The following is a 20,507-nucleotide window of genomic DNA, read 5'->3' on the forward strand; positions in this document are numbered from 1 at the left end:
GCGCAACCTCGCCAACAAGCTCCTCGGGCGCATGTGGTGGTGTCTGCAACACAACGACCCTGGGACGACCACGCCGCCTTGCTCGACCATCAGATCCCGTCTCATCCGGCGGCTGCTTGACACCTGACCCGCGCGGGTACGTGCCGGTGGGATCCTCGTGGTTGCTTTTGGCCACGGTGATCGACATCTGCTCGCGGCGCGTGGTGGGCTGGCCATCGCCGAACACATGCGCACCGAGCTCGTCACGGACGCGATCGAGATGGCGGTACGCACCCGCGGTAGTGACGTTCGTGGCGTGGTCTTCCACAGCGACAGTAAGACTGTTCGTGCCAGGTGCTCCCGGGTTTCCTGATTCGCACAGCGATCGACCAGCTCCGGTTCTATCGTGGCGCTGGAGGTGTTCTTGCAGCATCCTGGCCCGCACTCCGTGCCCCGCTGCTGACGCGCCGGTGCGCAACAGTCCGAAGTGCCCGGCGACTACCTCCTGCTCCGGATCAGTCTGCTACCGAGGATCGCCTGCGTCGCCGCCGGTCGAGGCGGCGACCAGCGCGGCGTCGACCAGGGCCCCGGCAGCCGAGCGGGCGTACGTGGCACCCGAGGAATCCTGAAACAGGGCCGCGGCCGCGGCCGCGCCGTCCAGCAGCACCGTCAACTGGATAGCCAGTCCTCCCGGATCAGGCACCCCCGCCTCGGCCGCGAATTCGGCGAACCATTGCCGCCCGGCCTCCTTGTAGCGGCGCGCGATCTTCGCGACCTCATGATCCGGTGACGCCATCTCGACCGTCGCGTTGATGAAGGGACAGCCCCGGAAGTCTCCCTTTTCCAGCCGTTCACCGACGACGTCGAAGGTCGCCAGGATCTTCTCCCGCGGCGAGGACGCACGTCGCATGACCTCGCCGGCGACCTCCTCGGCATAACGCTCGCCGTGACGCTCGAGGTATGCCGCGGCCAGCCCATCCTTCGACCCGAAGTGGCGGTACAGCGTCATGATCGGCGTCCGCGCCTCTTCCAGGACGCGGTTGATCCCCACAGCGCGGATGCCCTCCTTGAAAAAGAGATCATCCGCGGCCGCCAGGAGGCGATCGCGCGGGGAAATTTTCGTTGCTGTCATGCCAAGATAGTAGCGAGCGAACGCTATCTCACACATCAAAGCGTGCACTATTTCACACATCGAATTCGTCAGGCGCAGGGCCGGGGCCCGTTGCGGCCAGATCGCCCCGGGGCGGTCGGGCTGATGGATTAGGCAGTCGCTCCATGCTCCCACCTTGCCTGTAATAGAGACTCCCCCCTTAACGGACCGTCCGCCGACCCCAAACACTCACCACCGCCACCGCCACCGCCATGACTGAACCGTCGGGCGGCTCGTGCCACCGCCGTCGCGACGGCGCACCCGCCGCGGGTTGTCCGTCGACCGGCGTCGCCACGCTTCGCAGTCGCCGATGTCGTCGTAGTCAGCCTGATCCGAGTACTTCTACGACGCCACAGGAAGCTGGATAACAAGATCCGGGGGTCGGAAATCCACTCCACACCCTTGCCCTCGAGTGTGATAGAAAGTACTCTCTCCACAGCACTTCTGTCGGCCACACCGGGCCGCGCCAACGCGCTTCTACCCCGCAAACCTGGAGGTACCACGTGACCATCGATGCTCACTCCGTCGGCGTCAGTTCACAATCGACACCGGCTACACCGCCGATCCGCGCGACGGTCTACGTCGGTCGCTGGCCCGAGATCCCCTCTCCTTTCCCCGGACTGGAGACCGGAACCTTCTCGCCCACCACCTCCACCATCGTGAGTGGCCCGACCGAGGTCGCACTCATCGACGCCCAGTACCTCGAGGACGACGTCCGAGACCTCGGCGACCTCATCGAGCGCACGGGCAAGACCCTCACCACGATCTACGTCACGCATGCGCACCCCGATCACTACCTCGGCATCGGCCCCCTGATGGAGCGGTTCCCGGAGGCAAAGTGCGTCGCGCTACCCCATGTCGTCGAGGCGATCAAGGAGACGAGGGACGAGCACGCTGAGCAGTGGAAGCTGATGTTCGGCGACTCCAGCGTTTCCGGCGACGCGCTCCCCGAACCGATCGAGGGCGACACCTTCTACGTTGACGGTTCACCGCTGAAGATCATCGAGGTCAAGCAGGCCGACATCAGCCCGACCACAATCGTGCACATCCCGGCGATCGATGCCGTCGTGGCCGGTGACGCCATCTACAACGAGATCCACCCCATGCTCGGCCTGGCGACGCCCGACGAGTGGCAGGACTGGCTCGAGACCGTGGACCTCGTAGAGAACCTCAACCCTCGGATCATCGTCGCCGGCCACCGCCGGCCCGACGGCGACGATTACGCGGTGGAGACGATGATCGCGCAGACCCGCGGCTACATCACACAATTCGCCGCCGCCTACGAAGTCGCCAAGGACGCGCAAGAACTCACCGCGACCATGCAGGAGAAGTTCCCCTACCACGGCAACCTCTGGACGCTGTATTTCTCGGCCTTCAACGCCTTCGAGGCTCGTAACACGGTCAGCGCCACGCAGATCGGTGAGTAACGAGCGAAGCCGGATGATGGCGTTCGCGGAGCGGTGGTATCGCTTCGGTGGCGGGAATCCCGAAGACATCATGGTGGAATTCGGAATCACCGAAGCGGTGTTCTTCGCCCGCCTACGACAGCTCCTCGCGTGTTCACCGGAGTTGATGAGCCACCCCATCGGTCAAGCCATTGACGATGTCGCGGCCGGCCGCCTCGCCGCCATCGACAGAAGCCACTCGCAGGGCGCGCAACCGGTACCTGGGAGGCCTGAAGCGAAGTCGGCGTGACCCCTCGAATCGGGAAGGCCAAACTTCGAACATGTTCATCGACAACGAATTTCGCGCTGTCAAGCTGTGACCTGCGCCTGAGGACGAACCAGCTCGGAGATCCCCCACCACGGTGGACTCCGGGCTGGTTCGACGCCTCGATCGGTCTCGCACCGGGATCGCGAAGAAGACTGTCATCGGCCTCTGCGCATTGCTCTCGGTCGAGAGCGCGGCACACGCCACAGAAATATACGAGCACACGCCGTCCGCGCCCGCCGAACATATCGAGTCGTCACGCCTATTGCCGCTACCCGAGAAAGACACGGTTGGACAGGGTCGTCCTCGACGATAGCGCGCCAACAGGTCTCACCTCCACTGCAGCGCTTCACAACTCGACTCGTTCACCGGCACGCGATCTCATCTGTCTTGGATCCCGAGACCCACGCGAGCCGCATCTCCAACTCAGGGAGCTGCGCGAGCAACAGCCGGCGGCCAATCGGTCCAAATCCGGAGCGGTTGGCCGCGGCCGGTCGACACTGCCGCCTGCCGCAGGTGTCCCCCTGCGTCCTGCCAACCCACCCCGCTGCTCATGGTCGTCGCGCCGAACGAGCGCGTGGTCATGCGCGGCCAAGAGGCCGCCGCGCATCCGAAGCGCCTCCTCCTGCCCCGGGCGGCCATTTCGAAGCTTGTACCGAGCCGGTTTCTGCGGTCGTCGAATAGCCGAAGGCGTCAGGCAGCGGAGTTGGCGTCAGAAATATTCGATGGCTGCACAGCTTCCTGCTGCGTCTCGGCAGCGTCGCGCGGGCGACCAGCCAAGGCGCTGTCGATCAGGATTTCAGCCGCAGAACGGGCGTGCACTGCGCCTGTTAAATCCTGGAACAGGACGGCGGATGCGCTGGCCCCGTCGAGCAACAGCGTCAACTGAATGGCCAGTCCTGCCGGATCGGACACGCCGAGCTCCGCCGCGAGTTCGGCGAACCCCTGTCGACCGGCATCCTTGTATCGACGCGCTATTCGAGCGACCTCGTGATCCGGCGACGCCATCTCCACCGTTGCGTTGATGAACGGGCAGCCCCGGAAATCTGCCTCCTCGAGTCCCTCACGAAGAATGTCGAAGGTGGCAAGAATCGCCTCCCGCGGCGATTTCGCGCGCCGCTCCACTTCACCGCCGACCTCGTCGCGAAGTCTCTCACCGCGACGCTCCAGATATGCCGCTGCCAGCCCATCCTTCGAGCCGAAGTGGCGGTAAAGGGTCATAATCGGCGTATTCGCCTGCTCGAGGATGCGATTGATCCCGACGGCGCGAATGCCTTCCTTGAAGAACAGATCGTCCGCGGCAGCCAAAAGGCGATCACGCGGGGACATGGTTTTGGCTGACATACTCCAAGTGTAGCGAGCGCTATCTAACACATCAACGGTGCCATGCGCGACCGGTCGGTTCGGTCGATCGGTGGATCTTATGCGACTTCCTGCATCGTCGACCGGGCGGATGGTCCGGCCGAGCGATGGGGACTTACGCCGATGCGTGCGCTGGATATGGGTGGATCTGCGGGTGCGGGGCGCGGTCACCGCGGCGGCACATTCGTCAGTGGCCCCATAAGAGCTGACCCCACGTGTCCCGAATGAGAGCTGGATCAGCAAGAACGTTCCTGACCAGCAGAAACAGTGTGTGGCCAGGGCCGGGATCGAACCGGCGACCTTCCGCTTTTCAGGCGGACGCTCGTACCAACTGAGCTACCTGGCCGGACGGCACCCGAACCGAATGCCTATCGCATTGCGTATCCGATACCGGGTATCGGATACGCATCTGCGACCCTGACGGGACTCGAACCCGCGACCTCCGCCGTGACAGGGCGGCGCGCTAACCAACTGCGCCACAGGGCCTTGCTTGTCCTGCTGTGCTTCACAAGTGAAGCGATACTGCATGTCACTTTTACTGCTGTCCCACTTTTACTGCTGTCGAACCATACCGCATGCTCGACACCGGTCAAACGTACCCCCTACGGGATTCGAACCCGCGCTACCGCCTTGAAAGGGCGGCGTCCTAGGCCGCTAGACGAAGGGGGCCCGTCGGATTTCTCCGAACCAGTACCTCAACGGCGTTCCGTTGGGAGCTTGGATAGCTTAGGACACAGATCGAGAAAATCCCAAATCGCCAGGTCAAACTATAATTCGGGCAGATCGGACCGACATTCGGGCCACCCCTGCCTGGCAAACTTCTCGAGCCATTGCTCGGATGCCATCGCAGCGAGGACCACCTCGAGCGATTCCTCGAAGAGGTCGGCCAGGTCGCCCCTCAGCTCCGTCAGATCCGCCATGTACCTCTGACCGGCCAACGAGGCCGCCAGCACCCGGGTGAACTTCTCCGTGTCGACACCCTCCCGCAGCAGCCCTTCTTTCTGCGCGCGCAGGGCGAACTGGCGAGCGGTGGCGCCCCACACCTGCGAACCACCGGATTGCACGTCCGCGTAGAACTCGGGCTCGATAATGAGCCGGAATTCGGCCTGCACGATCACATTGGTGCGGAACAGCTCGGCCAGATCGACGACGAGGCAGTGCAGTGCCTCGAAGGGGTCCAGGTCGGTGCGGCGCGTCCAGCGTTCCGTCAGGGCGGTGAACTGCTCGACCCCAGCCTGCAGAACCGCTCGGGCGAGTTCTTCCTTGGACTGGAAGTGGAAGTACATCGCCCCCTTGGTGGCGTTCGAGCCCTCGAGAATCGTGTTCACCGACGCAGCGGCGTAACCGCGCTTGGCGAATTCGATCGCGGCCGACTCCACCAGTGCAGCGCGAGTACGTCGCGCACGCTCCTGTTGACGTGCCATGGCGGTAGATCCCTCTCCGGCTGTTCCGGGCTCCGACGTCCAGGACGCGAAGTCTCACATAACAGTATGCCCGTTTTGAAAAAACCGACACAACAGTCTGTCCGCCATGAAAACTACCGCGCGAGCCGACCCAAGGATTTTTATGGGGCGCTAAACAGACCTCTGCCAAAAACACACCGAGTGGTATAATTTGGGTCGGCTCGGGTGCGCTGCAGGGGGTGCGCACCCGAGCCCACCCGTCGGTTCGAGACAGGTGACGGCGAACCGGGGGGTCCAGTTCTCATCCCGGCCGTCCGCGCACTAGACTCTGGCTCCGCGCCCCTATAGCTCAGTTGGTAGAGCTACGGACTTTTAATCCGCAGGTCGTAGGTTCGAGCCCTACTGGGGGCACCACCACTCCCCTTACTCGGCGCCTTCGCCGGGTAAGGGGTCAGCGGCCCGTTCAAGGCTCGGCGCCCGGCACCGCGATCAGTCGCCGCACGGCCTCGACAGCCGTCTGTCTTCGTTCGGCAGCGCCGCGCCGGCCCGATCTTCCGTCGTGAAACGCGAGACGTGTCGCCGCCAGCGTGCGCGCGATGTCGGTGATGACCAGCAGCAACTCAGCGGGGTTCCAAGACGGGTCTATGAACCCCGCCTCCTGGCCGCGACGAATCTCGGCGATCTTGGGCCGCAATGCGCGGATCCGCATGTCGTTCTCGTCGTCCAGCTCACCCATCTCCAGATCGGCCCATTCCTGCAATCTCGCGTTCTCGGGATGAGCCAGATAGTTGTCGAACAGTCGACCGACGTACCCGGGCAGGTCGTCTCCGCGCAGCGCGGTCACTTCGGTCGTTTCGACAATCCATTGGTGCGAGACCGCGTCGAAGAGCGCTTCCTTGCTGTCGAAGTAGGCGTACAACCGATCCTTGCTCGCCCGGGCTGCCGCCGCGATGCGATTGATCCGGGCCCCGGCCACTCCGTGGCGAGCGAACTCCTCCTTCGCCGCAGCGAGAATCCGTTCCCTCGTGGCTTCACCGGCTGAACGCATACGGATCATCCTAAATTGACCGTTGCCGAACCATTTGGTTCGGCGTAGGGTTTCGTCTTGGCGAACCAAATGGTTCGCGAACATCACGCCGAGCGCAGACTCCACGCACTCTCCGGAGGACTCTCCATGGACATCGATGAGGCACGCATCACCTTCAGCACACTCCGCCGGCTCGAGAGCGGCGTATCCCCCGACGACCTCGACGCAGTGTGGGCAGCGCTCGACCCGGTACGCGCCGAGGAGATCCTCGGGCAGTGGAAGGGCGACGACTTCGCCACCGGCCATCGCCTGCACGAGAAACTTGCCGCGAGCCGTTGGCACGGAAAGACGTTCAATTCGCTCGAAGACGCGAAACCCTTGATCTGCCGCGACGCGGACGGAAACCTCTTCTCCGACATCGCGAGCGGAAACGGGGAGGCAAGCCTGTGGAACATCGAGTTCCGGGGTGAGGTGACCGCGACCATGGTCTACGACGGCGCGCCCATCTTCGATCACTTCAAACGGGTCGACGACACAACCTTGATGGGCATCATGAACGGCAAGTCCGCACTCGTCCTCGATGGCGGCCGGCACTACTACTTCGTGCTCGAAAGAGACTGACCCGGTGACGAATCGACGAATCGCCCCCTCGACACCGAGGACGCCCCCATGCAGATGAAGGCCGCACTCTCCCGTGGCCCGCAGTCGTCTTTCTCGCTCGAAACGGTCGAGCTCGATCGTGCGCGTCCCGACGAGGTGGTCGTGCGCATCGTTGCCACCGGGCTGTGCCACACCGACCTCTTCGCCAAGTCGACGCATCCCGCCGCGATGGGGCCGGCCGTCTTCGGGCACGAGGGCGCCGGAGTGGTTGAGGAGGTGGGCGCACTGGTGAAGGACATTTCACCAGGTGACCACGTGGTGCTCAGCTATCGGCACTGCGGCGCCTGCCGGCAATGCCGCGGCGGGCATCCCGCCTATTGCGAACGCGCCCAACAGCTCAACAGTTCGGGACGCCGCCCGGACGGATCGACGACGATCACCCAGAACGGTGGAGAGGTGCGGGCCGCCTTCTTCGGCCAGTCCAGCTTCGCCGAGTACGTGGTGGCGACGGCGGACAACGTGGTCGTGGTGGACAAGTCCGTGGATCTCACCCTTGCGGCGCCCTTCGGATGCGGTTTCCAGACAGGGGCGGGCACAGTTCTGAATGTGCTTGCTCCGGATGACGACTCGACCGTGGTGGTCTTCGGCGCCGGAAGCGTCGGATTCGCAGCCCTTCTCGCTGCCCGCGCGAGCGGAGTTGCGACGCTGTGCGCCGTAGATACCGTTCCCGCACGACGCGCACTCGCCGAGGAATTCGGTGCCATGGCCCTCGATCCGGCCACCCAGGACGTCGTCGCCGAGATTCGGGCACTGACCGGCGGCGGCGCCACCCATACGCTCGATACGACGGGAATTCCGACAGTGATCGGCCACGCCGTCTCGGCACTGCGGGAAAGGGGCACGGCCGTCGTGGTGGGACTCGGCGCACCGGAGGTGATGGTGAACATCCAGGACCTGATGCGCAAGGGCAAGACTCTGCGAGGGTGCATCGAAGGTGACTCGTCGGTGCAGACCTTCATTCCGCGGCTCCTCGCCCTGCACGCGGAAGGGAAGTTCCCGGTCGACCGGCTCGTCACCCGATACCCGTTCACAGACATCGATCGCGCCGTGGCCGATCAGACCTCCGGCATCATCGTCAAACCGGTACTGGTGTGGTGATCGGCAACCCTCAGGGTGCGGACGGCGCCTCGCCGGGTCCAGTCGCCGAGCCCTTCGAATCTGCATCGGCACGGAGCTCGGCCAGATCCTCGCCGCGCTTGCGATAGGTGTAGGTGAGGCCGATAACGCCGAGGAAGACGACGACGCCGATGATCGCGCCCGCCAGAGACGCTCCACGGAACCCGGGCGCGTCCACATCCATGATCCGTTCGCCCGCATGTGCCGCGCTGTTTCCGCCGAGCACCACGCTGAGAGTCAGGAGAGTGGGCAGCGCGACGATCACGGCGACCACCAGCATGATTACCTGCACCGGCTTGAATCGGCGCCGGCGGAACAATCGCCACGCTCCGCGGAACAGCAGGAGTGGAATGAGAGTGCACAGGAAGCCGAACAACAAGCCCCAGAGAATACCGGCACCGAAGCTGCCGTCGGCCAGCCCACCGACGTTCTGCGCCCACGCCCGCGGAAGGTAGGCCGCCAGAATGAAATAGGCGATGACCAGGACTACGACGACCGCAGCGACAGCGATAGCCTTCTTCGCCCAGGCGGGCAAGCCCGGCTTCGCTGGTGTGGTGGAACCGCTGATGTCTGCCGTCATCGTTCGTCCCCCTGCGTCGGCACAGTTGCCATGACCCGATTGTTGGCTGTGCCGGGGTCCAGCGCAACCACGTGCGCCGACGTCGTGACGAAGCCTGTTGTTTCATGGAGAAGCTGCACGGCGTGTCGGGATTCACATCACGGCACGACACACCGAAGAAATCGGACACGGAACGGTCAACGAGAGCATCGCCCACGACTCGGGCACGTAACGACGACCTCGGCAAACGCCGCAATCTGTGACCGCCCACAGTGCCGGGCAGCCGACGTGATGACCTTTCCCGCATAACCGCGCAGGTCACTGCCCATCGGCGTCTCCCAGTACACTGTCTGTAACGGTCGGCCGTGTCGCGGCGACAGACCCCGGAGATTCGATTACGGATCGGTAACTTCCTCGGTCTCCGGCGCACCGAAAGCGTTTACCGACGTACTTACGGTGCCGTAGGCTGAACGACAGTCACAGTGAGCTATATGGAGGCTAAACACATGGCGAGGGATCTGACCCAACTCGAGCTGCTGCAGGAGCTGCTGCCGGTCGCAGAAGAGAACGTCAACCGCCACATCTCCATGGCCAAGGAATGGCATCCGCACGACTACGTTCCGTGGGACGAAGGCCGCAACTTTGCTGCGATGGGCGGAATCGACTGGGATCCGGAGCAGTCACAGCTCGACGAGGTCGCCAAGGCCGCCATGATCACCAACCTGCTCACCGAGGACAATCTTCCCTCGTATCACCGTGAGATCGCCGAGAACTTCTCCCAGGACGGCGCGTGGGGCACCTGGGTCGGCCGCTGGACCGCCGAGGAGAACCGTCACGGCATCGTGATGCGCGACTACCTCGTCGTGACCCGCGCCGTCGACCCCGTCCAGCTCGAGCGCTTCCGCATGGAGCACATGACGAACGGCTTCGCCTCCCCCGCCGACGTCGATGCCGGCTTCCTCCACTCGGTGGCATATGTCACCTTCCAGGAGCTGGCCACCCGGGTGAGCCACCGCAACACCGGTAAAGCCTGCAAAGACCCCGTCGCCGACAAAATGCTGCAGCGCATCGCGGCCGACGAGAACCTGCACATGATCTTCTACCGCAACATGTGCGGTGCAGCCCTCGATCTCGCGCCCGACCAGGCACTCGAGGCCATCAACATGATCGTCCAGAACTTCCAGATGCCGGGCGCGGGAATGCCGAACTTCCGCCGCAACGGCGTGCTCATGGCCAAGCACGGCATCTACGACCTCCGTCAGCACCTCGAAGAGGTCGTCATGCCGGTCCTGCGCAAGTGGAACATCTTCGAGCGGTCCGACTTCACGGCACGTGGCGAAGAAATCCGCGAGTCGCTCGGCGCCTTCCTCGAGAACCTCGAGGGCCAGGCCACCAAGTTCGAGGAGCAGCGTGACCGCATGCTTGCTCGCGAGGCCAAGAAGCGCGAGCAGAAGGCTTCCTAGCCGAAACAGCTATCCTGTGCCCGGTACCGGATTCGGTGCCGGGCACGCTTTTTGTCAGCACTTTCCCAGAGGTCGTCAATGTCTACCCTTCGTATCGGTTCGCTCGAGCTGCGCAGCCCGGTGGTGCTCGCTCCCATGGCAGGCATCACCAACGTCGCGTTCCGCACGCTGTGCCGGGAACTCGAGACGGAGCGGGCGGGGAGCACGTCCGGCCTCTACGTCTGCGAGATGGTGACCGCCCGGGCACTCGTCGAACGGCAACCCGCAACTCTCCACATGACCACGTTCGGGCCGACGGAGACGCCGAGGTCGCTGCAGCTGTACACGGTCGATCCCGACACGACATACGCGGCGGCCAAGATGATCGTGGACGAGAACATGGCCGACCACATCGACATGAACTTCGGCTGCCCGGTGCCCAAGGTGACACGCAAGGGTGGCGGCGCGGCCTTGCCGTACAAGCGCAACCTGTTCGGCCGGATCGTCGCGGCCGCCGTCAAGGCCACCGAGGGCACCGACATTCCGGTGACGGTCAAATTTCGTGTCGGCATCGACGCAGAGCACCACACGCATCTCGACGCCGGCCGCATCGCCGCGGCCGAGGGCGCCGCCGCTGTCGCCTTACACGCGCGCACCGCGTCCCAGCGGTACTCGGGTACGGCCGACTGGAACGAGATCGCACGGCTCAAGGAACACGTCACGGACGTTCCGGTGCTCGGAAACGGTGACATCTTCGACGCCGGGGACGCGGCCCGCATGATGGACCAGACCGGGTGCGACGGCGTCGTCGTCGGCCGCGGATGCCTCGGCAGGCCGTGGCTGTTCGCCGAGCTGAGCGCCGCGTTGAACGGACTACCACTGCCGACGCCGCCCACCCTCGGTGAAGTCGCGACCATCATCCGGCGCCACGCCGAACTCCTCGCTGCTCACCACGGCGAAGACAAAGGCCTCCGGGAGCTACGCAAGCACGTCTCCTGGTATCTGCGCGGATTCCCGGCCGGCTCCGATCTGCGCGTGGCCATGGCCCTCGTCAGCACCCTCACCGAACTCGACGGGCTCCTCGCCCAGCTCGATCCGTCGATCCCCTTCCCCAAGGACGCCGAGGGACCCCGGGGCCGACAGGGCTCGCCGGGAACCGTGGCCCTCCCCGAGGGCTGGCTCGACGATCCCGAGGACTGCCTGGTTCCGGCTGGAGCGGACATGATGCACTCGGGCGGTTAGCAGCAGGGGGCGAGTCGCATCGCTTCCCGAGTGGAGCGCCGACGTTCGATAAGTACTATGACTGGAATCCGTCGGCCCCGACGGAGGTCCGGGTCGGCGGAAAGGGCAGGTTGTATCGGTGGGTGATGATCACAGTTCGGACGCCCCGGCGCCCGAATCGCGCGCCCCCTGGGAACGCCCTCTCGCCGATCAACGCTATCGGGAAGCGCAGTCGGGACGACAACGTCGGCTGCCTCCACGCCAGACACCTCCGGAACAGCGGCCTCCCGAACGTCCGGCTCCGTCGGACCGTCGTCCCCCGATCGAGCGCACGGACGCCATCCGCCAGGACAGCGGGCGCATCGGCCGGCGCGCGGCCGGCGGACCCACCGAAGGCCTCTCCGTTGCAGACCTCGTCAAGAAGGTCGCCGGAGACGAACCACAGCGACCGGATGATCCGGACAAGACCGAGACGATCGCCCCCGTCGACGAGCGACATCCCCCACCCGGTGCCGTCGCGCCACCGGAGCCGACGTTCAGTCCTCCGCCCTCACAGCTCGCCACCGGCGACGCAGAGACCGGCTGGCATGTCGACGCCGAGACCACCGCGACTCCTCAGGTGGTCGGTAATCCGGGATTGACTCGTCTGGCGTTGAGCAAGAGCCGTCGACGCCGCCGCCTGCGGGCGGTGGGGCGCGCGTTCGTCGCGTTGGTGGCAGTGATCGCGCTCGCCGGAACAGGAATCGTGTGGGGCTACCTGCGTTCCACCGAAGGCAAGTTCGATCAGATCGCCGCCCTCGACACCGAGTCGACGGACATCGTCGACGCAGGTGGGCAGACCGGTGACGAGACTTATCTCATCGTCGGCACCGACACCCGAGCCGGTGCCAGCGGCACGATCGGCGCCGGAACGGTCGAGGACGCCGAGGGTTCGCGCGCCGACACCGTGATGCTCGTCAATATTCCTGCTGATCGCAGCCGCGTCGTGGCGGTCTCCTTTCCCCGCGACCTCGACGTCGAGCGCCCTGTCTGCCAGGGCTGGGACAACGCCACCGGGACGTACACCGAGGAAACGTTCCCCTCCGCCGAGGGCGACAAGCTGAATGCCACCTACGCCCTGGGCGGGCCGAAGTGTCTGGTGAAGGTGATCCAGAAGATGTCGGGCCTGAAGATCGGCCACTTCGTCGGCATGGACTTCGCCGGTTTCGAGTCGATGGTGAACGAGATCGGTGGCGTCAAGATCTGCACCACACAGCCGCTCGAGGATTTCGTCCTCGGCACCGTGCTTCCCGAGGCCGGCACCCAAGTGCTCGACGGAAAGACAGCGCTGAACTTCGTCCGCGCCCGCCACGTGGAGGCGGAGGGCAACGGTGACTACGGCCGCATCAACCGTCAACAGCGGTTCCTGTCTGCGCTTCTCAGGGGAGCACTGTCCAGTCAGGTTCTCCTCAACCCCGGCAAGCTCAACGGGTTCATCAACGCCTTCACGCGGGACACGTTCGTGGAGAACATCGACACCAAGTCCCTGGTCACACTCGGCCGTTCGCTACAGAACGTCGACGCCGGCGCGGTCACCTTCCTGACGGTCCCGACCGCAGGAACTACCGACTGGGGAAACGAGATTCCCCGTACCGATGACATCAAGGCCATCTTCCGCGCCATCATCGACGACGCCCCGCTTCCCGGGGAGAAGCGGGCCGAACCGATCGAGGCTGCAGCCTCGGCCCCCACTCCGACGCCGAGCGCACCACTTTCCGTTTTCGCGGTCGACCCGACCAGCGTGTCGGTGCAGGTATCGAACGCTTCCGGCGAATCGGGGCTGGCCGCGACCACCGCGGACGCGCTGGCCGCGCAGGGTTTTCAGATCTACAACGTCGGAAACTACACCGCCACCAGTGCCGAGACGGTCGTCCGGTTCTCCCCCGGGCACGAAGCCGAAGCCGCCACCCTCGCGTCGGCTTTCCCCGGCGCGATCCTCGAGTCGACCTCCGGGTTGGGCACGGTGACCGAGGTTGCCGTCGGGTCGAACTTCTCCGGGACCGTGCAGGCACCGAGCGCGATCGACACCCCGCTGGACATGTCCGGGGTGCGTGTCGGCCAGCCGGAGGACGTCGAGATCCCCGCCGATCTTGCGGTGGTCAATGCCGGCGACGCGTCCTGTGATTGAGCGCTGATCAGGCACGTCGTTCACCCCGCGTTCACCCTGCGATCGTGACTTGGACTCCCGTGCACCGTAGGCTGTGACCTCATGCGCGTGGCTTACAACGAACAAATGACCGAGCTTGCCGACCTGCTCGGTGAGATGGCGGGGCTTGCGGGGGCCGCCATGGAGCGGGCCACCCAGTCACTGCTCCAGGCCGACCTCTCCCTTGCCGAGCAGGTGATCGGAGAGCACGACAAGATCACCGATCTCAGCACCATCTGCGAGGAGCGTGCGTTCGCCCTCCTCGCCCTTCAGGCACCTGTTGCCGGCGACCTCCGCTCCGTCGTCAGCGGAATTCAGATCGTCGCCGATATCGACCGCATGGGAGCCCTCGCCCTCCATGTCGCCAAGATCGCGCGCCGCCGACATCCCAATCACGTTCTGCCCGAAGAGGTCAACGGATACTTCGCCGAGATGGGGCGCATCGCCGTCTCCATCGGTGCAGCAGCCCGTGAGGTTCTCGAGACCCGGGACCCCGAGCGGGCCGCACGCCTCCGCGAGGAGGACGAGGCGATGGACGACCTGCACCGCCACCTGTTCACCGTCCTGATGGATCGTGAATGGAAGCACGGCGTAGCCGCGGCCGTCGATGTCACGCTGCTGGGCCGTTTCTACGAGCGTTTCGCCGACCATGCCGTCGAGGTGGGCCGTCGCGTCATCTTCCTGGTCACCGGCAAGCTGCCCGACGAGACCGGGCCTGTGGCCGATGCCGACAACCTGACCACCTACCCTGATCTGTAAGAGCCTTTCCAACACGAACGCCCCGACCGAGTTACGGTCGGGGCGTTCGTCTTCGAGCTCTACCCGAAGCGGCCGGAGATGTAATCCTCGGTGGCTTTCTGCGTCGGGTTCGAGAAGATCTTCTCGGTGTCGTCGATCTCCACGAGACGGCCCGGCTTGCCGGTCGCCTCGAGGTTGAAGAACGCCGTCTGGTCACTCACCCGCGCTGCCTGCTGCATGTTGTGGGTGACGATGACGATGGTGAAGTCCTTCTTCAACTCGGTGATGAGGTCTTCGATCGCGAGCGTCGAGATGGGGTCGAGAGCGGAGCAAGGCTCGTCCATCAACAGCACGTCGGGCGATACCGCGATGGCACGGGCAATGCACAGACGCTGTTGCTGGCCACCCGAAAGGCCGCCACCGGGCTTGTCGAGACGGTCCTTCACCTCGTTCCACAGGTTTGCGCCGCGCAGTGAGCGCTCCGCCACCTCGTCGAGTCGCTTCTTGTTGCGCTCGCCCTGCAGTTTGAGACCGGCCACCACGTTGTCCTTGATGGACATCGTCGGGAACGGGTTGGGACGCTGGAACACCATGCCGATGGTCTTGCGGACACCGACCGGGTCGGTACCGGAACCGTAGATGTCCTCACCGTCGAGGAGGATCGAACCCTCAACGCGCGCACCGGGAGTCACCTCGTGCATACGGTTGAGGGTGCGCAGGACAGTCGACTTGCCGCAGCCGGACGGTCCGATGAAGGCAGTCACGTTCCGCGGGGGAACCGACAGCCCGACATCGGCGACGGCATGGAACTTGCCATAGTAGATGTTGACGTCCTTGAGATCCAGACGCTTGGCCATTACCGGCTCCCTACTGATGTATGTGTATGTGTCACTTGCTACGAACCTGTGAGAAGTGGCCGATGACCTTGGCCAGAACGTTGAGGATGGCGATGAGCAGGATCAGCGTCAGCGCCGCGCCCCAGATGCGGTTGGTGCCCGCATCGGTGGGGTTGTTCATCTCGGACACCATGACGCCGGGCAGCGTCCCCATCTCACCACCGAACAGATCGAAGTTGATGAACGGTGCGTAGCCGACGAGGATCAGCAGCGGAGCCGTTTCTCCCATCACGCGGGCGAGGGCCAGCATGACACCCGTGATGATGCCGGGAAGCGCAGTGGGAAGCACGATCCTGGCGATCGTCTTCCACTTAGGAACACCGAGTGCGTAGGACGCCTCCCGCAGGTCCTGGGGGACGATGCGGAGCATTTCCTCGGTACTGCGGATGACGACGGGAACCATCAGCAACACCAGCGCGAGCGACACCGCGAATCCCGACTTCGGGAAGCCGAAGGTGGCGATCCACAGCGCATAGATGAACAGGGCGGCCACGATCGACGGGACACCGCTGAGGATGTCGACCATGAAGGTGGTGAGCTTGGCCAGCCGCGACTGCCGGTCGGCGTACTCGACGAGGTAGATCGCCACGAAGAGGCCGAGCGGGATGGACAGCAGCGCGCAGACGAGTCCTTGCAGAATCGTGCCGATCAGCGCATGGTAAACGCCACCGCCGGCCGCCGAGGACGTCAGGCCACTGAGCGAGTGGGTGAACCAGGTGGCCGAGGTCAGGGCGGGAATTCCCTTGGCGATCGCGGTGAACAGCACCCACACCAACGGAATCAACGCTATGAGCACGGCCAGCGTGACGAGCACGGTAGCGGTGACGTCCGTGATACGGCGCCGGGTACCGACACCCCGGAAGGTGGGCGCCTTGACCGGCTTGTCGAGGGTCGCGGTCATGGGATCAGTCCTTCTTTCCTGCGATCACGGCGCGCGCAGCGGCGTTCACGACGAAGGTGAGCACGAAGAGCTCGAGACCGGCGGCGATGTAGGCGCCGGCCTGGATGTCGTTGTTGAACTCCGCGTAGCCGAGAGCGATCTTGGAGGCGATGGTGGCGCCGCCGTCGAACAAGGACCAGGAGAACGACTGCGAGGTGGTCCGCAAGATCAGGTACAGCGCCATGGTCTCACCGAGAGCGCGGCCGAGGCCGAGCATGGAACCACTGATGTAACCGGACTTGCCGAACGGGATGACCGTGGTCCGGACGACCTCCCACCGGGTGGCACCGAGCGCGAGCGCCGCCTCGATGTGCGCGGTGGGCGTCTGGACGAACACTTCCCGGGTGACCGCGGTGATCACCGGCAGGATCATCACACCGAGAACGATGCCCGCGGTGAAGATGGTGCCGCCGCCGAGGATGGATCCGCTGCCGGTCGCGAACAGCGGAAACCAGCCGAGGTTTTGGTTCAGCCAGATGGCGAACGGCTTGATGGCCGGGGCGAAGACGAGGAGGCCCCACAACCCATACACGATCGACGGCACCGCGGCCAGCAGGTCGATGACGTATGCCAGCGGGCGCTTGAGCCAACTCGGTGAGTACGCCGTGAGGAAGATCGCGATTCCGAGAGCAACAGGCATTGCGAGCACCAGCGCGAACACCGACACCAGCAGGGTCACCTGGAAGAGGTCGAGCACACCGAACGCCATCGCATTGATGTCGACGGTGACCCACTCACGGCTGGTGAGGAAGTTCACCTCGTTCCGGCTCAGAGCAGGAACCGCGCGCCACACGAGGAAGATGCCGATCGCCCCGATGAGAACGGAGACAAAGATCGCCGAACTGGTCGCGAGCGAGCGGAAGACCCGGTCTCCGGGCCTGGTGACCGCCTTGCCGGGGGTCCCTCCCGCCGAAGTCGGGGTCGGGGTCTCGGCCTGGGTAGAACTCAACTCGGCCTCCGGGGTGCCGTTCGGACCGCCCACCCCGGCCCCGCCTGAAGCGGAGCCGGAGGTGCGAGGTGCTGATTCGGTGGGCGCTTCACTCATCTGCGCTCGCATTCTTTCTCGTCAGGATATAGAGACATGAGCGGTCCGAACGAACTGCGTGCTATCAGCCGATGGCGGCGATCGACGCGTTCAGCTTCTCCTTGAACGTGTCGGGCAGCGGCACGTAACCCTGCTCGGCCAGGTCGGCCTGACCCTCGTTCGCGGCACTGGTCAGGAAAGACTTGATCGCAGCCGAGGTGTCGGCGTCGTATCCCTTGGAGCACACGATCTCGTAGGTGGCGAGCACCAACGGGTACGCGCCGGACTCCTGGGTACCGAAGATCGAAGCGAGGTCGAGGGTCAGGTCGCCCGTGCCCTCACCCTTGAACTGCGCACCCTCGATCGCCTTCGCCGCGGACTCGTCGGACAGCGTGACGGGGCCGGAGCCGTTGTCGATCTGCGCGGCCGACAGCTTGTTCTGGTCGGCGAAGGACTTCTCGACGTAGGTGATCGAACCGGGGGCGGAGGCCACTGCCTGCGCGACACCGGCCGAACCCTTCGCACCCTCACCGATACCACCGGTGAAGTCGGAGCCGGCACCGGTGGTCCAGGCGCCGTTCGAGGCGGCCGTGAGGTACTGCTGGAAGTTGTCGGTGGTGCCCGACGAATCCGAGCGGATGATCGCGGTGATGTCCTGATCCGGCAGGGTGGCGCCCTCGTTGAGCGCGGCGATGGCCGGGTCGTTCCACTTCTTGATGGTGCCGTTGAAGATCTTGGCCGTCACCTCGCCGTTCAGCACGAGGTCCTCGACGCCGTCCAGGTTGTACGCGACGGCGACGGGTCCGAAGACGAGAGGAAGGTTCCAGGCCTCGCCGCCGACACAGCGGGCCTTCGCCTGCTCGGCCTGCTCGGCCTTGATTGCCGAGTCGGAACCGGCGAAATCGATCTGGCCGGCGATGAACTGCGTACGGCCGTCACCGGATCCGCTGGGGTTGTACGCGAGGTTGACGGTCTTGCCCTTTTCCTGGCAGACGGAGATGTAGGTGGACACGAACTGGTCCATCGCGTTCTTCTGCGCCGAGGAACCAGCGGCAGAGAGGTTGGCCTTGCCCTCGCACGTGGCGTTGGACGCCGACACGTCGACTCCGCTCGTTGCGGCATTGTTGTCGCTGCCACACGCGGCCAAGGTCATGGCACCCAGGGCCACTGCACCGAGCAGGGCACCATTGCGCTTGAAATTCACCTAGTCCTCCGGAAATATCGTCTCGCCCACGATCGGGCGGCGACATGAGGCGCGGATCGCTGGTTGAATCCTGCACCAGGCAACACGGCGCTGCCCATGGAGAAACCTAGGGGTAGTGAATGTCCAGTAGGACCATGATCGGTGAACGGAAAGTGAACAGACCACGCATTCGCCCAGATTTCCCGGACGTACGGCCGAGCGGAACGTAGTGGAGGCCGTCAGCGGCGCGCGTAGGCCACGTCGACGTGGAACGGCGCGAAGCCCAGACGCTCATAGGTATGGAGGGCAGCAGCGTTGTCGCCTTCCACATAGAGCAGTACTGCACCGATTCCCCGGTCGCGCAGATAATGCAGTCCGGCGAGCGTGAGGAATCGGCCGAGTCCACGCCCCTGCGCCGACGGGTCGATCGCCACGACGTAGACCTCACCGATCGCCGGATTCTCGCCCTGCGCCGGATGCACCTTCGTCCAGTGGAATCCGAGCAAGGTGCTCTCGTCCGACGCCTCGAAGGCCATGAACAGCCCCGCGGGATCGAACCAGTCCTCGGCGCGACGCTCCGCGATCTCGCGCGCGGTCCACGAACCCTGCTCGGGATGCCAGGCGAATGCGGCGGCGTTGACCCGCAACACCTCGGAGTCGTCCTCGACTCCACGGTAGGCGCGCAGCGTAATACCCTGCGGCGCAACGAGTTCCGGCAGATCGGCACCCTTAAGCGGGCGCCTCAACTGCAACAATTCACGTGCACCGGTCAGTTCGAGACGCCGCGCTACCGCCTGCGCGGCAGGCAGATTGCCGTGAGCCCAGACCCGCGAGTCAGGGCCACCCTCGTCCAGCGCCTCGACGACCAGGCGGCCACCGATCCCGCGGCCACGGGCCTGCGGGTCGACCGCGAGTTCCGCCATTGCAGGGTGCTCGCCGTGACCCGGCTGCAACTGCGCGTACCCGACCACACGATGTTCGTCGGTCCATACGAGATGCCGCGCCTCGCCGACACCGGCCAGCGCGTGGATTCCCTGCTCCGACACCGCGGCGGTCCCATCCGTCTCCGCTGCCCGCTCCAACAGCGCGGACACTTCGACGGCCTGCGTCGCGTCGAGTCGATCCTGCCAGGACTGCACCGAAGCACTCATCAGATCGCCGGCCCCTCGGCCGACTCGAAGTCGATGTCGTCGGCATCCATGTCGTCGACGGGCACGACCGGTGTACCCGACTTGGTCCTGGCGGGTCGAACAGCCTTGTAGCCCACGTTGCGGACTGTACCGATCAAGGATTCGTACTCGCTGCCCAGCTTCGCCCGAAGACGCCGCACGTGGACGTCGACGGTGCGGGTGCCGCCGAAGAAGTCGTAGCCCCACACTTCCTGCAGCAACTGCGCGCGGGTGAAGACGCGTCCCGCGTGCTGCGCCAGGTACTTGAGGAGCTCGAATTCCTTGTAGGTGAGGTCGAGGGGACGGCCACGAAGCCGGGCCGTGTAAGTGCCCTCGTCGATGACGAGTTCGCCCAGCGTGATCTTGCCCGAGGCCTCCGGGCTGGCAACTCCACCGCTGCGCCCGACGAGCAGACGCAACCGTGCGTCGACCTCGGCAGGTCCGGTGCCGGGCAGAAGGATGTCGTCCAATCCCCAGTCGGAATTGACGGCCACCAGGCCACCCTCGGTCAGCACGGCGACCACCGGTACGGCAGAACCGGTACTTCCCAGCAGCCTGCACAGGCCACGGGCGGCCGCAAGATCAGTCCGCGCGTCCACCAGGGCGATATCAGCGGAGCTCGCTTCCAGAAGCGAAGACACCTCCGTCGGAGCAGGCCGCACCGAATGCGCCAACAGGGAGAGGGCCGGTAAGACCGCCTCCGGGTTGGGGTCGGAGGTAAGAAGCAGTAGCTCCACACAGCC

Annotated in this window: 19 protein-coding genes, 4 tRNA genes and 1 pseudogene; 10 read left to right on the forward strand and 14 right to left on the reverse strand. The window is 64.9% G+C overall.

Going from position 1 to position 20,507, the window contains the following annotated elements; genetic code table 11:
* Window positions 1-137 precede the first annotated feature (137 nt).
* A pseudogene (locus JQT59_RS32245) lies at window positions 138-313 on the forward strand (DDE-type integrase/transposase/recombinase); the annotation flags it as partial.
* A 189-nt stretch (window positions 314-502) separates the two neighbouring features.
* Here JQT59_RS32245 and JQT59_RS32250 read toward each other — a convergent pair.
* Window positions 503-1,111, reverse strand: a complete 609-nt coding sequence (locus tag JQT59_RS32250) for a TetR/AcrR family transcriptional regulator (RefSeq protein WP_213573459.1) — start codon at window positions 1,109-1,111, stop codon at window positions 503-505.
* Window positions 1,112-1,632: 521 nt separating this feature from the next.
* Between JQT59_RS32250 and JQT59_RS32255 the strand changes: the two genes are divergently transcribed.
* Together JQT59_RS32255 and JQT59_RS32260 are read left to right on the forward strand one after the other, a co-directional pair.
* Window positions 1,633-2,556, forward strand: coding sequence for an MBL fold metallo-hydrolase (locus JQT59_RS32255; RefSeq protein ID WP_213573460.1), 924 nt, complete (start codon window positions 1,633-1,635; stop codon window positions 2,554-2,556).
* Window positions 2,549-2,824: a hypothetical protein gene (locus JQT59_RS32260; protein ID WP_213573461.1), complete on the forward strand. Its 276-nt coding sequence runs from the start codon at window positions 2,549-2,551 to the stop codon at window positions 2,822-2,824. The genes JQT59_RS32255 and JQT59_RS32260 overlap by 8 nt, the downstream gene beginning before the upstream one ends.
* 708 nt (window positions 2,825-3,532) lie before the next feature.
* Here JQT59_RS32260 and JQT59_RS32265 read toward each other — a convergent pair.
* The 5 genes from JQT59_RS32265 to JQT59_RS32285 all read right to left on the reverse strand — a co-directional run bounded on the left by JQT59_RS32265 (window position 3,533) and on the right by JQT59_RS32285 (window position 5,625).
* Window positions 3,533-4,372: a TetR/AcrR family transcriptional regulator gene (locus JQT59_RS32265; RefSeq protein ID WP_249353997.1), complete on the reverse strand. Its 840-nt coding sequence runs from the start codon at window positions 4,370-4,372 to the stop codon at window positions 3,533-3,535.
* A 101-nt stretch (window positions 4,373-4,473) separates the two neighbouring features.
* Window positions 4,474-4,547: transfer RNA gene (locus JQT59_RS32270), tRNA-Phe, on the reverse strand.
* Window positions 4,548-4,613: 66 nt separating this feature from the next.
* Window positions 4,614-4,687, reverse strand: a tRNA-Asp gene (locus JQT59_RS32275).
* Window positions 4,688-4,797: 110 nt separating this feature from the next.
* A tRNA-Glu gene (locus JQT59_RS32280) sits at window positions 4,798-4,870 on the reverse strand.
* 98 nt (window positions 4,871-4,968) lie between these two features.
* Window positions 4,969-5,625 carry a TetR family transcriptional regulator gene (locus tag JQT59_RS32285; RefSeq protein ID WP_213573462.1) on the reverse strand — a complete coding sequence of 219 codons (657 nt, stop codon included), beginning with the start codon at window positions 5,623-5,625 and terminating at the stop codon, window positions 4,969-4,971.
* 317 nt (window positions 5,626-5,942) lie between these two features.
* Between JQT59_RS32285 and JQT59_RS32290 the strand changes: the two genes are divergently transcribed.
* Window positions 5,943-6,018 (forward strand) — tRNA-Lys (locus JQT59_RS32290).
* Window positions 6,019-6,067: 49 nt separating this feature from the next.
* Here the strand turns inward: JQT59_RS32290 and JQT59_RS32295 are convergent.
* Window positions 6,068-6,652 (reverse strand): TetR family transcriptional regulator, encoded by a 585-nt coding sequence (locus tag JQT59_RS32295; protein WP_213578281.1) that lies wholly within the window; start codon window positions 6,650-6,652, stop codon window positions 6,068-6,070.
* 126 nt (window positions 6,653-6,778) lie between these two features.
* On the opposite strand from JQT59_RS32295, the gene JQT59_RS32300 reads away from it, so the two are divergent.
* Both JQT59_RS32300 and JQT59_RS32305 read left to right on the forward strand, forming a co-directional pair.
* Complete coding sequence (locus tag JQT59_RS32300; RefSeq protein ID WP_213573463.1) at window positions 6,779-7,252, forward strand: DUF4334 domain-containing protein; 474 nt, start codon at window positions 6,779-6,781, stop codon at window positions 7,250-7,252.
* A 48-nt stretch (window positions 7,253-7,300) separates the two neighbouring features.
* Window positions 7,301-8,389 carry an NAD(P)-dependent alcohol dehydrogenase gene (locus JQT59_RS32305; RefSeq protein WP_213573464.1) on the forward strand — a complete coding sequence of 363 codons (1,089 nt, stop codon included), beginning with the start codon at window positions 7,301-7,303 and terminating at the stop codon, window positions 8,387-8,389.
* Between the two features lie 10 nt (window positions 8,390-8,399).
* Here the strand turns inward: JQT59_RS32305 and JQT59_RS32310 are convergent, their stop codons facing one another.
* Window positions 8,400-8,987, reverse strand: coding sequence for a hypothetical protein (locus tag JQT59_RS32310; protein WP_213573465.1), 588 nt, complete (start codon window positions 8,985-8,987; stop codon window positions 8,400-8,402).
* Window positions 8,988-9,472: 485 nt separating this feature from the next.
* Here JQT59_RS32310 and JQT59_RS32315 point away from each other — a divergent pair, with 485 nt between their 5' ends.
* The 4 genes from JQT59_RS32315 (at window position 9,473) to phoU (ending at window position 14,573) form a co-directional block, all read left to right on the forward strand.
* The gene (locus tag JQT59_RS32315; RefSeq protein ID WP_109327265.1) at window positions 9,473-10,429 is read left to right on the forward strand and encodes an acyl-ACP desaturase; all 957 of its coding nucleotides are present in this window, start codon (window positions 9,473-9,475) and stop codon (window positions 10,427-10,429) included.
* A gap of 78 nt (window positions 10,430-10,507) precedes the next feature.
* Complete coding sequence (gene dusB / locus JQT59_RS32320) at window positions 10,508-11,650, forward strand: tRNA dihydrouridine synthase DusB (protein ID WP_109327263.1); 1,143 nt, start codon at window positions 10,508-10,510, stop codon at window positions 11,648-11,650.
* Window positions 11,651-11,768: 118 nt separating this feature from the next.
* Window positions 11,769-13,796: an LCP family protein gene (locus tag JQT59_RS32325; RefSeq protein WP_213573466.1), complete on the forward strand. Its 2,028-nt coding sequence runs from the start codon at window positions 11,769-11,771 to the stop codon at window positions 13,794-13,796.
* Between the two features lie 81 nt (window positions 13,797-13,877).
* A complete protein-coding gene (phoU, locus tag JQT59_RS32330; RefSeq protein WP_109327259.1) occupies window positions 13,878-14,573 on the forward strand; it encodes a phosphate signaling complex protein PhoU in 696 nt (231 codons plus the stop codon).
* A 59-nt stretch (window positions 14,574-14,632) separates the two neighbouring features.
* On the opposite strand, the gene pstB is transcribed toward phoU, so the two are convergent.
* From pstB to JQT59_RS32360, 6 genes are all read right to left on the reverse strand, one after another.
* Window positions 14,633-15,409, reverse strand: coding sequence for a phosphate ABC transporter ATP-binding protein PstB (gene pstB / locus JQT59_RS32335; protein WP_109327254.1), 777 nt, complete (start codon window positions 15,407-15,409; stop codon window positions 14,633-14,635).
* Window positions 15,410-15,440: 31 nt separating this feature from the next.
* Window positions 15,441-16,349, reverse strand: coding sequence for a phosphate ABC transporter permease PstA (gene pstA, locus JQT59_RS32340; RefSeq protein ID WP_109327250.1), 909 nt, complete (start codon window positions 16,347-16,349; stop codon window positions 15,441-15,443).
* Between the two features lie 4 nt (window positions 16,350-16,353).
* A complete protein-coding gene (gene pstC, locus JQT59_RS32345; RefSeq protein ID WP_213573467.1) occupies window positions 16,354-17,433 on the reverse strand; it encodes a phosphate ABC transporter permease subunit PstC in 1,080 nt (359 codons plus the stop codon).
* A gap of 64 nt (window positions 17,434-17,497) precedes the next feature.
* Window positions 17,498-18,616, reverse strand: a complete 1,119-nt coding sequence (pstS, locus tag JQT59_RS32350) for a phosphate ABC transporter substrate-binding protein PstS (protein ID WP_159919659.1) — start codon at window positions 18,614-18,616, stop codon at window positions 17,498-17,500.
* A gap of 218 nt (window positions 18,617-18,834) precedes the next feature.
* A complete protein-coding gene (mshD, locus tag JQT59_RS32355; RefSeq protein WP_213573468.1) occupies window positions 18,835-19,746 on the reverse strand; it encodes a mycothiol synthase in 912 nt (303 codons plus the stop codon).
* On the reverse strand, window positions 19,746-20,501 hold the full coding sequence (locus JQT59_RS32360) for a winged helix-turn-helix transcriptional regulator (RefSeq protein WP_109327247.1): 756 nt from the start codon (window positions 20,499-20,501) through the stop codon (window positions 19,746-19,748). The genes mshD and JQT59_RS32360 overlap by 1 nt, the downstream gene beginning before the upstream one ends.
* Window positions 20,502-20,507: the final 6 nt, after the last annotated feature.

Origin of the sequence: Rhodococcus sp. USK13 (assembly GCF_018343855.1) — a bacterium.
GTDB lineage: Bacteria > Actinomycetota > Actinomycetes > Mycobacteriales > Mycobacteriaceae > Rhodococcus_F > Rhodococcus_F oxybenzonivorans.